We start from the raw sequence: 13,610 nt of genomic DNA, 5'->3' as shown, positions 1-13,610 counted from the left end.
TGTACAAATTTTATAAATTATTCAAAAACAGGCGCTACTCTAGGCTTATAATCCTTTGCAACCTCAGCCATTAATCGAATATGATCTGGCGTTGTTCCGCAACAACCTCCAATGATATTAATTAAATTATCCTCTAAATATTCTTTAATGAAAGCCTGAGTTTGTTCTGGTGTCTCATCGTATTGTCCGAATGCGTTTGGCAATCCTGCGTTTGGATGTGCCGAAACATTAAAGCTTGTATTATGCGCTAATGTTTTTAAATACGGTTTCAGCAAATCGGCCCCTAGAGCACAATTGAATCCTACGCTTAATAACGGAATATGTGAAACCGAAATCAAAAACGCTTCAACAGTCTGTCCAGAAAGTGTTCTTCCTGAAGCATCTGTAATCGTTCCCGAAACCATGATTGGAATATCAAGATTGCGTTCTTCTTTTACTTCTTCAATCGCAAAAAGTGCTGCTTTTGCATTTAAAGTATCGAAAATTGTTTCTACTAAAAGCAAATCACACCCACCATCCATTAAAGCTTCTGCTTGTTGTTTGTAAGCAATTCGCAAATCATCAAATGTTACAGCTCTATAACCCGGATCGTTTACGTCTGGTGACATACTCGCTGTACGGTTTGTTGGTCCGATTGAACCGGCTACGAAACGAGGTTTCTCTGGATTTTTTGCGGTAAACTCATCGGCAACCTCGCGTGCGAGTTTTGCCGATTCATAGTTTAACTCGTAAACCAAATCTTCCATGTGATAATCGGCCATACCGATTGTTGTTCCCGAGAAGGTATTGGTTTCTACGATGTCAGCACCTGCTTCATAATAAGCGGCATGTACATCGCGGATTGCTTGTGGTTGTGTTAGGGATAGTAAATCGTTGTTTCCTTTCAATGGATGCGGGAAATCTTTGAAACGCTCTCCTCTAAAATCTTCTTCTGAGAAATTATAGCGTTGCAACATTGTTCCCATTGCTCCATCGAGGATTAGGATATTTTTTTTTATTGCTTCTTGAATTGTTATTGCCATGTCTTTTTTTCTTTAGCTTCTAAGACGCTAAGGTTCTAAGATGCTAAGTTTTTTTATTATGATTGTGAAGTTTAAACCTATCGGTTTACTTCGGATATTTTTTCACATTAATTCCAAAAGTGCACTATTGCTGGCTCATTAGCCCCGATTGAAGTGGAAATTATTTTGTCCGCCGCGGCGGACAAAATGATTGCAACGAAAAGCGGGAACTACTGACTGCAAAAATGCGCCAATGATTCGCTCCTTCTACTGAATTGCTTCGGTAAATATTGTATGTTGTCTGGAAAAGTTTTGAGAAATACTGTATGTATTTGTGTTATCTATCTTTAATACTGGAAAATGTCGTATAAAGTAGAATTTAGCACCTTCTTTATGATAAAGGGTTGCTAAGGTTTCATCGGGTCTATCCCTCCGCCTTTCGTGATAACTGACAATAATTTTAAGAACAGTGCAAAGGTATGAAATAGGGTTTCGATTTGCAAATGTTTTTTTTGAAGGTTCTGAGGGACTTAGGTACTGAGGTTCTAAGGTTTTCAGCTTACATGTAATTTAGCTCCGGAGGAGCATAATATTTATAGAAAAACAATCAGCACAACGCAAAAGCTCCAGCGGAGCGACATATCTCTAATATATCGCTCCGCTGGAACTTTTATAAAATGACATCAATTTTTTTTCTATAAATATGTCATACCTCTGGGATTAATAAAAAAAGCCCAAACTAAAAGTTTGAGCTTTCTATATAAAAAACCTTAGCGCCTTAGTCCCTTAGAACCTCAGCACCTCAGATTAAACAATCGCTTTCACAACCGCTTTCGGCGCTTCTTTACGAGTTCCATCGAAACCATCTACACCTGAAACTGTTGTATATTTCAATACGTATTTTTTACCTGGATTGATGATTGAGTAAGCTGCCTGGCACATTAAAGTTGCTTCGTGGAATCCGCAAAGGATTAACTTTAATTTTCCTGGGTATGTATTTACGTCTCCAATAGCAAAGATTCCAGGAATGTTAGTTTGGTAATCTAATGCGTTGTTTACTTTAATGGCATTTTTCTCGATTTCTAATCCCCAGTCTCCGATTGGACCTAATTTTGGCGTTAATCCGAAAAGTGGAATGAAATAATCGCATTCAATTTTACGGTGTGCTCCGTTTTCTTCGATATCTAATGATTCTACATGCTCAGCACCGTTGATTCCGATAACTTCTGCCGGAGTGATTAATTTGATTTTTCCAGCTGATTTTAATTCCTGCACTTTTTCTACAGAATCTAAAGCTCCTCTAAATTCATTTCTTCTGTGAATTAAAGTTACTTCCGAAGCTACGTTTGCTAAGAAGATACTCCAGTCTAATGCTGAATCTCCTCCTCCTGCAATTACAACTCTTTTATCTCTGAATTTCTCAGGGTTTTTGATGAAGTATTTTACTCCTTTGTCTTCATAAAACTCGATATCTTCGATGAGTGGCTTACGAGGCTCAAAACTTCCTAAACCTCCAGCGATTGCGATAACTGGCGCGTGAAATTTAGTTCCTTTGTTTGATGTTACAATGAAAGTTCCGTCTTCTTGCTTTTCAACTGTTTCAGCACGTTCTCCTAAAGTAAAACCTGGCTCAAATTGTTTAATTTGCTCCATTAATCCGTCAACTAAATCTCCAGCTAATACTTCTGGGAATCCAGGAATATCATAAATTGGCTTTTTTGGATATAACTCTGATAGTTGTCCTCCTGGTTGTGGAAGCGCATCTAAAATGTGGCATTTTAATTTTAGCAATCCTGCCTCAAAAACGGCAAATAAACCTGTTGGGCCCGCTCCAATTATAAGTATATCTGTTTTAATCATTATGTTGTTGTTTATAATCATTCTTAATAACGCAAAGAAACGAATAAATCCTTGTACTTTCAATGATTTTTATCATTAATTTCTTTCCGAAAATTTTTTACTCTCTATTTTTTAATGAAGAGGTAATCTCATTCATTCTTTTACATCGGGTTAAAACCCGACGCTACCAAATATTATCGTTCCTCTGGAACTTTCTGTTATTCTTTACTTTTCAAAGAAGCAGTTATTTCATTCATCTTCTTTACTTTATCCTCAAAATTACCTTTTAAGGTTTTTCGGTATTCATTCAGATTCTCAACCATTTGGTTGATGTCTTCTGGAATTACTTCTTCAAAAAACTCCCTAAGCCTTTTAGCTGTTGTCGGTGATTTTCCATTTGTTGAAATGGCAATTTTGACATTTCCTTTTGTTACGATTCCGCCCAGATAATAATCACATAAATCTGGTGTGTCGGCTATATTGCAAATCAAATAGCGTTTTCTTGCTAAATCGTAAACCTTTTTATTTACTTTCAAATCGTCTGTACAGGCAATTACCATGTGACGTTTTTTGAGCATTTTCTTTTTAAACTTCGATTTTGTTAATGTAATCGAAGGATGTTTTTCGGCCAAAACTTTTATTTCTAAATGAAATTCTTTTGCCACTATCTCAACATTTGCATTCGGACTTGACTTGAGCAAGAAAGAAAGCTTTTCCAGACCTACATTTCCTCCGCCTACAATCAATACATTTAAATTGTGAAGCTTTAGAAATATTGGATATAATTCGTTTTGTTCCATGTTAATCTTTTTTCTTCTAATCAAAATTAGAATAACCAATGAGATGTTCCTAACGGAACATTAATATTAATTGGAAACATTTATTTTTTCTACCGATCAGATGTTCCTAACGGAACATTATCATTAAAACCCCATTTATTTTCTACCGATGAAATGTTCCTAACGGAACATAATTCTACCTAACTTCTTCTTTTGATAGAAATTCTTCGTAAAATCCTTTTAGCTTATTGCTTTCTCTTACGACTTCTCCAAGAACAATAATAGCTGGTGAACCTAATTCTTTTTGTTTTACAACTTCTAAAATCGAATCTACTGTTCCAACTCCTACTTTCTCTTCTGCTGTTGTTCCGTTTTGAATGATTGCAACGGGTAAATTGCCTTTATCTTCTTTTTGAAACAAATCGATTATTTGAGGCAATTTGTGCATTCCCATCAAGATTACAACTGTTGCTGATGATTGTGCTGCCAAAGCTACATCTGATGATAATTTTCTATCAGAAGTTGTTCCGGTAATAGCCCAAAAACTTTCTGAAACGCCTCTTTTTGTAATCGAAATTCCCTGACTTGCAGGAACGGCAACTACCGACGAAATTCCGGGAACTACAATTGTTTCAATTCCAAAACTTTCAACAAAATCAATTTCTTCTCCGCCTCTTCCAAAAATAAATGGATCTCCACCTTTTAATCTCACAACGTTTCCGTATGTCAGTGCATTATCTACAATCAGCTGATTGATTTGATCCTGCGTGTAAGCATGATTTCCGATTCTTTTTCCAACAAAAATTCTAATCGCATTTTTAGGTGCATAATCCAGAATTTCTTCGTTGGCCAAGGCATCATACAAAACCACATTAGCTTCAGCCAATGCTTTTACAGCTTTCAGCGTAAGTAAATCGGGATCGCCCGGACCTGCACCGACTAAAGTTATTTTGGGTTTTATATTATGCATTTGCTAATTCCTGTGCTCTGAAAGTTTCGATTTTATCAAAGAAAACTGTTGCTTGTGCAATGTAATCTTTAGCGAAAGCTTCAGATGGTTCATTTTTATTGATTTGGTAAACCAAGTCTTTAAAAGTTGAGTTTAATTCTATTTTATTAGTGTCGATGAAAACTGTATCAAACAAATCTACAATTCCTGCGTGGTGGTTTGTTTTTTGGTTTTCTGCCAATAACAATGCTTTTGCACCGTTTACAAATCCTGCATAAGCATGGTAAATTGCATCTGACCATTTTTTCTCGTCGAAAGATTCCTGAGCCAAGATCAATTTCTCTTTAGCTTCAAACAACAATGTTGCTACTAAATCGATCACCACTCCGGCACATTCTCCAACTCCAACTGCTTTTACGTAATTGTCTGCGTTACCCCAATCCACAAAATCAGCTTCTGTTAAATTGGTTACATCTGCGAAAGGTTTTAAGATTTCGTAGAAATATTTTTCACCTTTTAAGTCGTAATAATTTAGGAATTTTTCTCCGTTTGCATTCGTATCATAATCATTTAAGATAGTACGCAATGCATCTGGTCCTCTACGGCTTGGAATTTTAATTACTTTATCAGCAAAACGTCCTGCTCCGTTTCCTAATCTTCCTCCACCCAATAAAACCTGTAAAGCCGGAGCTACTAGTTTTCCTGAGTTGATAGACATTCCTTGGAATCCAATTGCTGACATATTATGTTGTCCGCACGCATTCATACAACCTGAAATTTTAATTTCGATTTCACGATTGTTTAAATACTGAGGGTATTCTGCCGTTAAAACCCTTTCTAATTCTTCTGCAATACCGGTACTACTTGCAATCCCCAAGTTGCAAGTATCAGTACCCGGACATGCCGTAATATCTCCAACTGAATTATATCCTAATTGAACAAAGTCAAGTTTGGCTAATTCTTGATAAAAGAAAGGAAGATTCTCTTCTTTTACGTGACGTATTACAATATTTTGACGCAATGAAAAACGTAGTTCGTTTGCTGCGTAATTTTTAATTAAAGCGGCTAATAATCGTGCTTTATCAGTGTAAAAATCTCCTAATAAAACTTTGATTCCAATTGCATAATAACCGTCTTGTTTCTGTTTGATTACATTCGATTTTTTCCAAGCTTCATACGCTTCTGTATCTTCGATTATAACTTGCGGAACGTCTAATACTGGTTCTGGAATTGGACCATCAAAAGCGGTTGTATCAATTTCGTAGGTTTCAAAAGCGATTGCTTTTTTCTCTTTTTCAACCAAATCAAGGAAAGCGTCTTTCCCCATTTCTTTGATTAAGAATTTCATACGCGCTTTCATTCTTTTTGCACGTTCTCCGTATCTGTCGAAAATACGAATGATTCCTTCTGCTGTTGGGATGATTTCGTTTACAGGAACAAACTCTGAAAGCAATTCAGCATGCGCTGGCTGTGATCCTAAACCTCCTCCAAACATGATTTTGAAACCTTTTTGCCCGTCTTTAATTTTCGGAATAAATCCTAAATCGTGTAAATAACTCAAAGCGGTATCTTCGTCTGAAGAAGAGAACGAAATTTTGAATTTACGTCCCATTTCCTGACAAATTGGGTTTCTTAACAAATATTGAAAAAGTCCGTGTGCATAAGGCGAAACATCAAATGGTTCGTTTACGTCAACACCCGCTAATTCGCTTCCTGTAATATTTCTAACTGTGTTTCCACAAGCTTCACGAAGCGTGATATCGTCTTTAGCTAAATCTGCCCAAAGTTCTGGTGTTCTGTCTAAACTCACGTAGTGAATCTGGATATCCTGACGTGTTGTAATGTGCAAACGTCCTGTAGAATATTCATCAGAAACCTGAGTAATACGCACTAATTGCTCGCTGGTTACTTTTCCATAAGGCAATTTGATACGAATCATCTGAACACCTTCCTGACGTTGCCCGTAGATTCCTCGCGCTAAACGAAGACTACGAAAACGCTCATCATCAATTTTTCCTCCACGGAATAAGTGAATCTTTTTTTCTAATTCGATAATCTCCTTCTGAACTACCGGATTTTCTATTTCTGTTCTAAAACTTTCCATTTCTCTTTAGTTGTTGGTTGTCAGTTGTTGGTTGTTGGTTTGCTGGCAGATAACTATCAACCAAAAACCATCAACTATCAACTAGCGAATGAATCCTACTCCTGCTGTTGTGTTAGTTGCTGTATCAATTAAGATGAAAGCTCCGTTTGATTTGTTTTCGTTGTATGAATCAAAATATAACGGTTTGCTTAATTTGATCGTTACTTCTCCAATTTCGTTGATTGCTAATTGTGAAGCTTCTGTCGTTCCAGAGTAATCTGTTGCAATTGTATTTTTAATGCTTTCTACTTTTGCTAAAACTCTGTTGGTATTGTGTTGTACCAAATATTTAGTTCCCGGAACCAGTTTTTTACTGTCCATCCAGCAAACTGTTGTGGTAATATCTTTTTCAATTTTTGGAAGCTCGCTTGATTTTACAATCATATCGCCTCTTGTTACATTGATATCATTTTCTAATTCGATTGTAATTGAAGAACCTGCTGTAGCTTCATCAAATGTTTTATCGAAAAAGTGAATTTTAGTAACTGTTGATTCTGTTAAAGATGGAAGAACCGTTACAGCATCTCCAACTTTAATTGAGTTTCCGTATAATTTCCCAGCGTAACCTCTGAAATCGTGGTATTCGTCTGTTTTTGGACGAATAACCGTCTGAACAGGGAAACGTGCTTTTCCTGCTTCGTAAACATCATGAGAATGCAATCCTTCTAAATGCTCTAAAACAGTTTGACCTTCGTACCAAGGCATATTTTCCGATTTGTCCACAACGTTTCCGCCGTTGATTGCACTTAACGGAATGTAACTTACGTTTTGCTCTTTGAAAGTGCTTTTTGCGTTTAAAGCCTCAAAATCAGCTTTGATTTTATTGAAAACTTCTTCAGAATAATCTACTAAGTCCATTTTGTTGATGGCAACGATTACTTCTTTTACTCTCAATAAATTATTGATAAAAAAGTGGCGGTAAGTTTGCTCGATTACTCCTTTTCTGGCGTCAATCAAAATAATAGAAACCTGAGAAGTCGAAGCTCCTGTAACCATGTTTCTTGTATATTCTACGTGCCCTGGAGTATCGGCAATAATGTAACTTTTCTTTGCAGTCGAAAAATAAATGTGCGCAACATCAATCGTGATTCCTTGCTCTCTTTCTGCAACTAATCCGTCAGTTGCCAAAGAAAAATCAAGATAATCGTATCCTTTTTGTTTACTGCTTTTTTCGATTGCTTCTATTTTATCAGTCGTCAATGATTTTGTATCGTACAATAATCTTCCGATCAAAGTACTTTTCCCGTCATCTACACTTCCTGCTGTTGCTATTTTTAAAACGTCCATTCTGTAATATTTTGTTTCAGGTTTAAAGTTTCAAGTTTTCTGTTGAAACTTATAATCCGTATGTTTTTGTTTTCTTGATTTTTACTTTTAAAATTCCTAGTTCTGAATTATATTCATAATTCAAAACTCATAACTCATAATTATTAAAAGTATCCTTGTTGCTTTCTTTTTTCCATTGCAGCTTCAGAACGTTTATCATCAATTCTGGCTCCTCTTTCAGAAATTGTTGATGATCTGATTTCTCCAACTACTTCTTCGATTGTTGCTGCATAAGATTCAACAGCTGCTGTACAGCTCATATCTCCAACGGTTCTGAAGCGAACAATTCTTTCTTCGATTTGTTCGTCTTCTTCTTGGTACACAAAAGGAGAATGCGACCAGATTAAACCGTCTCTCAAAAAAACTTTTCTTTTATGTGAAAAATAGATTGATGGAATCTCGATTTTTTCTTTTTCGATATAGCTCCAAACATCTAATTCTGTCCAGTTTGAAATTGGGAAAACACGAACGTTTTGTCCGTTTTCAATTTTACCATTCAAGATATCAAACAACTCAGGTCTTTGATTTTTTTCGTCCCATTGTCCGAAATCATCACGAACAGAGAAAATACGTTCTTTAGCTCTTGCTTTTTCTTCATCACGACGCGCACCACCAATACAAGCATCAAACTTAAATTCTTCAATTGCATCCAAAAGTGTTGTTGTCTGTAAGCTGTTACGACTTGAATATTTTCCAGTTTCTTCAACCACTTTTCCTTCATCAATAGCGTCCTGAACATTACGAACGATCAACTCTAAACCTAATTCTTCTACCAATTTATCTCTGAAAGCAATTGTTTCAGGAAAATTGTGTCCCGTATCAACGTGCAAAAGAGGAAACGGAATCTTAGCAGGGAAAAATGCTTTTTGCGCTAAACGCACCAATGTAATAGAATCTTTTCCTCCTGAGAAAAGTAAAACCGGTTTGTCAAACTGTGAAATTACTTCTCTGAAAATGTATATCGCTTCACTCTCTAAAGCGTTTGTTTTTAATACTGAACTCATTGTTTTTTTGTTTGATATTTTGTTGTGAAAATTTTGTTTCAGGTTTAAAGTTTCAAGTTCCCTGATCTAAAAATCTCCACTCTTTATTCTATAATCTATTTTCTATTCTCTAAAAAAGTCTTGCCTCTTGCTTCTTTCTTCTAAAAAGTCTACTCTTTTTTAGCACTATGAAGCCCACACTCTTTATGGCTTGATTCCCACCACCATCTTCCGGCTCTGATATCTTCTCCTGGGAAAATTGCTCTCGTACAAGGTGCACAACCAATACTTACGAAACCTTGTTTGTGTAAAGCATTTTGAGGGACATTGTTTTCTGATAAATACGTTTCAACTTCTTCTAAAGTCCATTTTAGCAATGGATTAAATTTGATGATTTCGAAACCTCCGTCGTATTCAAACAAACTTAAATCTTGTCTGTTTTCTGATTGTTCTGCTCTTAAACCCGTAATCCAAACTGAATTTCCTGCTAAAGCTTTTCTCAACGGAACCACTTTTCGAATAAAACAGCATTCTTTTCTGTTTTCAACTGAATCGTAAAAACTGTTTGGCCCTTTTTCTTGCAATAGTTTTTCTACTGATGCTGCTTCTGGAAAATAAACCTCGATTGGTCTTTTGTATTTTTTTAATGTTTTATGAAAAACATCATACGTTTCCTGAAATAATCTTCCTGTATCCAAAGTAAACACCTTAATATCCGTGTTACTTTTTGCAATAAAATCAGTAATTACCTGATCTTCTTGGCCAAAAGAAGTTGAGAAAATTACTTTTCCTGGAAATTCTTTTGCTAAAAAAACTAAGGTTTCGTCAAGCGAAAGGCCTTTAGTTTTCTCTAATAATTCTTGTACAATAATCGCACTCATAAATCTCTCCTTTCTAAAATTATCTTTTACAATAATTTAGATAATGTTTTTAAACTCAATAATATAATTAGAATCCCAACAGCAACCATCATTGGTTTTCTCTTGATTTTATTTACCAAATAAGCTGCTAATGGCGCTGAAATAACTCCTCCTAAAATCAACCCCATGATTACCTGCCAACCGTGGATTCCTCCAAAAAGCATAAAAGTGATTCCACTTGCAAATGAAATCGCAAACTCAGCTGCGTTTACCGAACCAATAGTATATCTCGGATTTCTTCCTCTTCCTAATAATGTTGAAGTCACAATCGGGCCCCAGCCTCCTCCTCCAACAGAATCCATAAAACCTCCAAAAACAGCTAAAGCGCCCAATTTCTTAGTTTTCTTTTTTACAATGCTTTTTTTAAGAGCTTTTCTAATAATGATAATCGCTAAAACGATCATATAAACCGCAATAAATGGCTTGATCACATCTCCATCAATCACATCAGATAACAAATAAGCTCCTGTAATCGAACCTAATACACCAGGAATCAATAGATGTTTAACCAGTTTTTTATTGATGTTCCCAAAACGATGGTGCGAAAGTGCCGATGCTCCCGTTGTAAACATTTCTGAAACGTGAACAGCTGTACTGCTTACCACTGGCGGAACTCCGTAAGCCAATAAAAATGACGTTGAAGTCGCTCCATAACCCATTCCTAAAGTTCCATCAACCAATTGAGCAAAAACTCCAATGGCAAAAAACACTAAAAACTCTTCATTGAAACCATTCACAAATCCATCCCAAGTAAATTCTGCGTGATGATTGTATATTAAAACAGATAATAAACCTACTAATAAAACAACAGGAATTCCAATCCAAAGCTTTTCTTTAAAAGAATCAGCCGTATTTATTTTCAGTTCTTTTTCCATATTAAAAATGATTGAATTTGTTTCGAAAAACCATTACCCTATCGGGTTAGTAGATTACTTTGCAAAAATACTACTTATTTCTAAATTACAAAGCAATATTATTATTTTTTTAAACCATCAATTAACCTTTTATAGCATTCTAAAAGAGAGATTTAGCATTTTTGCCCAATAATTTCACAAATAACACTGCACAACAAGATATTTAAACAATATATACATCAAAAACATTTGTTTATTAAATACCTTTTTCTAATCTCTATAAAATCGATAGGATTATTATAAAATTGTTGTATTTTAGCGGCAAATATTTTTTCATGGATTTTCAGATCGGTCTTGTAATTGCAGGTTTAGTAGTTGGTTTTATTGTCGGATTAACTGGTGTTGGAGGAGGCTCATTAATGACTCCTATTTTATTATATTTTAATATTCCGCCAACAACCGCAGTAGGAACCGATTTATTATACGCCGCATTTACTAAAGCAGGTGGTGTTTTTGTTCACAATAAAAAAGGCAATATCAACTGGAAAATTACAGGTTGGCTCACTCTTGGCAGTGTACCCGCTTCTTTAATAACATTATGGATTTTAAACAGCATTAAAACTGATATTGAAACTATTAATGGCGTTATTAAATATAGTTTAGGTTGGGCTTTACTATTTACCTCTGTTGCAATTATTTTCAAAAAAAGGCTTTTAAAGTTCTCTCAAAAACATGCTGGAGATAAATTCCATAGCGAAAGCACTACACAAAATATGCTGACAATAGGGATAGGAATACTATTAGGAGCAACTGTAACATTAACTTCTATTGGAGCAGGAGCTTTAGGAACTGTGACTTTATTTTTCCTTTATCCACTTTTACCAACACCCCGTTTAGTTGGAACTGAAATCGCACATGCTGTTCCTTTAACTTTAGTTGCTGGAATTGGACATGCATCAATGGGAAATTTAGATTTAGGTTTGCTAGGACAATTATTAATGGGATCACTTCCTGGAATATATTGTGGAAGTATGTTAAGCGGAAAAGTTCCCGATCAGTTTCTTAGAAATGCGATTGCTGTAATGCTTTTCTTAGCAGGTTACAAATTGATTTTCTAATACATCATAAATAAAAAAAGACCATTTCAAATTCAGAAATGGTCTTTTGTTTTATAATTAGTAGTAGTTTCTAAAATGCAATATCTGCTAAAGAATTACTTTCTAATATTTTAAGTGTATTATCACGAACTTCTGTCATTAATCGTCGCGCAGCGCAAGTTGATTCGTCGTCACAGTCATCGCATCTTTCGTAAAAATTATGACTCGCACAAGGCAATAAGGCAATTGGTCCTTCAAGAATTCGATATACTTTAGCCATGCTGATATCTTTTGGATCTTTTATCAGATAATAACCTCCACCTTTTCCTTTTTTAGCACCAAGAAAACCCGAGTTTCTTAACAACAATAAAATACTTTCTAAAAATTTAATTGAAATATGTTCGCTTTTCGCAATTTCAGCTATTTGTACCGGTTCATTGTTTTCACGTCTTGCTAAATAAGTTAAAGCTTTAATTCCGTATTTTGTTTTCTTTGAAAGCACTAATGTAAAATTTAGATTGCCGAATTTAATTTCAAATCAAACTCTTGCAAATTATTGAATAACAAAAGTATGCTTTTTGTTTGAACTATCACAAAGAATAAAGTTAAATTCTACTAAATCTATCAGATTACTTCCTTTTGTCCAATTAAATCTAAAGAATAAAAATTTTCCATATCTTGTTCTAAATCTTTTTTCTCCACAACATAAGTTTTAGAAAAGGAATCATGCCAAAATCTTGCTGATTTACTTAAAAACGATAATGCTTCAAAAGGAATTAAACGACATAAAGTTCTAACGAAAATAATTCTGAAACTTGGTTTTAAACCATTTTCATCTACTACAACACTTCCAGTGACAATTTTCCCAATTGTTCTTCCAAAAAGACCTTCTAAAAACAAATAATAAAGCATTGCAAAAGAAAGATATGTCCCTACTAGCCCTAGGCTTATCATAATTTCTACCCAAACACTATAAATATCCCATTGAAAAACATTACCCATAATTACAATCACAAGCGTAAAAACAAATATGCTTACTGAAATAAAAACAAAATCAATAATACCATTAAAGAAACGATCACGATCAGATGTCAACAATTTCTTTTCCACCACATATGTAGAATTATCCATTTTTTCACTTTGATTATTAAATATTCTAGATCCACAAAAATATACCTTTTAAAGTATTAATTACAAAAAATTACTACAAATAAGAAAAGCATAATCTTTTTCCTGATACAAAATATGATCTTGATTTTCAATAATCTCATTTGAAATTTTTAAGTCCAAAAACCACTGCATATTAGGCTTATTCAAATCTTTTTCACCATAATAAAGTTTCACTTTACAACTAGGAATTTCAGTTTCGAAACGCAATCTTATTGAAGAAACAGCCACTAATTGTGTAATCTGTAAGCCTCTTAGAGATGCTTTCCACGCAATAGTTCCGCCAATGCTAAAACCTAAAATGGCCACTTTTTCTTTTTCAAAATTCAATAAGTTATTTACTGCTTTTTCAATTCCGCCATTCAAAAATTGATTATGGATTTCCTTTTCATCACGTGAAGAATCAATCTGAGCTAATTTTAAAATATCATAATATTGAACATCAAATTTAATTTCTAAAATTTCGATATAATTCTGAATCCATTCAGGATTGCCTCCAAACAAATCTGACAGCAAAAGCAATCTTGTTTTTTTCATATGTTGCAAAACTAA

At 34.7% G+C, this 13,610-nt stretch carries 13 protein-coding genes and 1 riboswitch; of the genes, 1 reads left to right on the top strand and 12 read right to left on the bottom strand.

Going from position 1 to position 13,610, the window contains the following annotated elements; genetic code table 11:
- Positions 1-17: 17 nt before the first annotated feature.
- The 9 genes from DMA14_RS18990 to DMA14_RS18950 form a co-directional block, all read right to left on the bottom strand.
- Entirely contained in the window at positions 18-1,022 is a 1,005-nt protein-coding gene (locus tag DMA14_RS18990; RefSeq protein ID WP_111426112.1) for a homocysteine S-methyltransferase family protein, read from the bottom strand.
- A 313-nt stretch (positions 1,023-1,335) separates the two neighbouring features.
- Positions 1,336-1,452: riboswitch (SAM riboswitch) on the bottom strand.
- Between the two features lie 356 nt (positions 1,453-1,808).
- Positions 1,809-2,861 (bottom strand): NAD(P)/FAD-dependent oxidoreductase, encoded by a 1,053-nt coding sequence (locus DMA14_RS18985; RefSeq protein ID WP_073412897.1) that lies wholly within the window; start codon positions 2,859-2,861, stop codon positions 1,809-1,811.
- A 197-nt stretch (positions 2,862-3,058) separates the two neighbouring features.
- The gene (locus tag DMA14_RS18980) at positions 3,059-3,640 is read right to left on the bottom strand and encodes a precorrin-2 dehydrogenase/sirohydrochlorin ferrochelatase family protein (protein WP_111426111.1); all 582 of its coding nucleotides are present in this window, start codon (positions 3,638-3,640) and stop codon (positions 3,059-3,061) included.
- 175 nt (positions 3,641-3,815) lie between these two features.
- The gene (gene cobA / locus DMA14_RS18975) at positions 3,816-4,589 is read right to left on the bottom strand and encodes a uroporphyrinogen-III C-methyltransferase (RefSeq protein WP_111426110.1); all 774 of its coding nucleotides are present in this window, start codon (positions 4,587-4,589) and stop codon (positions 3,816-3,818) included.
- Complete coding sequence (locus DMA14_RS18970) at positions 4,582-6,672, bottom strand: HEPN domain-containing protein (protein WP_111426109.1); 2,091 nt, start codon at positions 6,670-6,672, stop codon at positions 4,582-4,584. The genes cobA and DMA14_RS18970 overlap by 8 nt, the downstream gene beginning before the upstream one ends.
- Before the next feature lie 81 nt (positions 6,673-6,753).
- Entirely contained in the window at positions 6,754-7,998 is a 1,245-nt protein-coding gene (locus DMA14_RS18965) for a sulfate adenylyltransferase subunit 1 (RefSeq protein WP_111426108.1), read from the bottom strand.
- Positions 7,999-8,141: 143 nt separating this feature from the next.
- Positions 8,142-9,041, bottom strand: coding sequence for a sulfate adenylyltransferase subunit CysD (cysD, locus tag DMA14_RS18960; protein ID WP_008466601.1), 900 nt, complete (start codon positions 9,039-9,041; stop codon positions 8,142-8,144).
- 149 nt (positions 9,042-9,190) lie between these two features.
- Positions 9,191-9,901, bottom strand: a complete 711-nt coding sequence (locus tag DMA14_RS18955; protein ID WP_111426107.1) for a phosphoadenylyl-sulfate reductase — start codon at positions 9,899-9,901, stop codon at positions 9,191-9,193.
- A gap of 26 nt (positions 9,902-9,927) precedes the next feature.
- On the bottom strand, positions 9,928-10,815 hold the full coding sequence (locus tag DMA14_RS18950; RefSeq protein WP_111426106.1) for a sulfite exporter TauE/SafE family protein: 888 nt from the start codon (positions 10,813-10,815) through the stop codon (positions 9,928-9,930).
- 314 nt (positions 10,816-11,129) lie between these two features.
- Here DMA14_RS18950 and DMA14_RS18945 point away from each other — a divergent pair, with 314 nt between their 5' ends.
- Entirely contained in the window at positions 11,130-11,912 is a 783-nt protein-coding gene (locus DMA14_RS18945) for a sulfite exporter TauE/SafE family protein (RefSeq protein ID WP_111426105.1), read from the top strand.
- Positions 11,913-11,982: 70 nt separating this feature from the next.
- On the opposite strand, the gene DMA14_RS18940 is transcribed toward DMA14_RS18945, so the two are convergent.
- The 3 genes from DMA14_RS18940 to DMA14_RS18930 form a co-directional block, all read right to left on the bottom strand.
- The gene (locus tag DMA14_RS18940) at positions 11,983-12,393 is read right to left on the bottom strand and encodes an RrF2 family transcriptional regulator (RefSeq protein WP_008466594.1); all 411 of its coding nucleotides are present in this window, start codon (positions 12,391-12,393) and stop codon (positions 11,983-11,985) included.
- 122 nt (positions 12,394-12,515) lie between these two features.
- On the bottom strand, positions 12,516-13,022 hold the full coding sequence (locus DMA14_RS18935) for an RDD family protein (protein WP_111379422.1): 507 nt from the start codon (positions 13,020-13,022) through the stop codon (positions 12,516-12,518).
- 60 nt (positions 13,023-13,082) lie between these two features.
- On the bottom strand, positions 13,083-13,595 hold the full coding sequence (locus DMA14_RS18930; RefSeq protein ID WP_111426104.1) for a dienelactone hydrolase family protein: 513 nt from the start codon (positions 13,593-13,595) through the stop codon (positions 13,083-13,085).
- Positions 13,596-13,610: the final 15 nt, after the last annotated feature.

Origin of the sequence: Flavobacterium sharifuzzamanii (genome assembly GCF_003254585.1) — a bacterium.
Lineage (GTDB): Bacteria > Bacteroidota > Bacteroidia > Flavobacteriales > Flavobacteriaceae > Flavobacterium > Flavobacterium sharifuzzamanii.
The sequence above is the reverse complement of the archived record's forward strand: the minus strand, read 5'-3'. Positions and strand labels throughout refer to the sequence as shown.

What these genes read in the sequence shown, in the direction of transcription:
- DMA14_RS18990 (WP_111426112.1), bottom strand. Translation starts at nt 1,022, where the DNA reads ATGGCAATAACAATTCAAGAAGCAATAAAAAAAAATATCCTAATCCTC.
- DMA14_RS18985 (WP_073412897.1), bottom strand. Translation starts at nt 2,861, where the DNA reads ATGATTAAAACAGATATACTTATAATTGGAGCGGGCCCAACAGGTTTA.
- DMA14_RS18980 (WP_111426111.1), bottom strand. Translation starts at nt 3,640, where the DNA reads ATGGAACAAAACGAATTATATCCAATATTTCTAAAGCTTCACAATTTA.
- cobA (WP_111426110.1), bottom strand. Translation starts at nt 4,589, where the DNA reads ATGCATAATATAAAACCCAAAATAACTTTAGTCGGTGCAGGTCCGGGC.
- DMA14_RS18970 (WP_111426109.1), bottom strand. Translation starts at nt 6,672, where the DNA reads ATGGAAAGTTTTAGAACAGAAATAGAAAATCCGGTAGTTCAGAAGGAG.
- DMA14_RS18965 (WP_111426108.1), bottom strand. Translation starts at nt 7,998, where the DNA reads ATGGACGTTTTAAAAATAGCAACAGCAGGAAGTGTAGATGACGGGAAA.
- cysD (WP_008466601.1), bottom strand. Translation starts at nt 9,041, where the DNA reads ATGAGTTCAGTATTAAAAACAAACGCTTTAGAGAGTGAAGCGATATAC.
- DMA14_RS18955 (WP_111426107.1), bottom strand. Translation starts at nt 9,901, where the DNA reads ATGAGTGCGATTATTGTACAAGAATTATTAGAGAAAACTAAAGGCCTT.
- DMA14_RS18950 (WP_111426106.1), bottom strand. Translation starts at nt 10,815, where the DNA reads ATGGAAAAAGAACTGAAAATAAATACGGCTGATTCTTTTAAAGAAAAG.
- DMA14_RS18945 (WP_111426105.1), top strand. Translation starts at nt 11,130, where the DNA reads ATGGATTTTCAGATCGGTCTTGTAATTGCAGGTTTAGTAGTTGGTTTT.
- DMA14_RS18935 (WP_111379422.1), bottom strand. Translation starts at nt 13,022, where the DNA reads ATGGATAATTCTACATATGTGGTGGAAAAGAAATTGTTGACATCTGAT.
- DMA14_RS18930 (WP_111426104.1), bottom strand. Translation starts at nt 13,595, where the DNA reads ATGAAAAAAACAAGATTGCTTTTGCTGTCAGATTTGTTTGGAGGCAAT.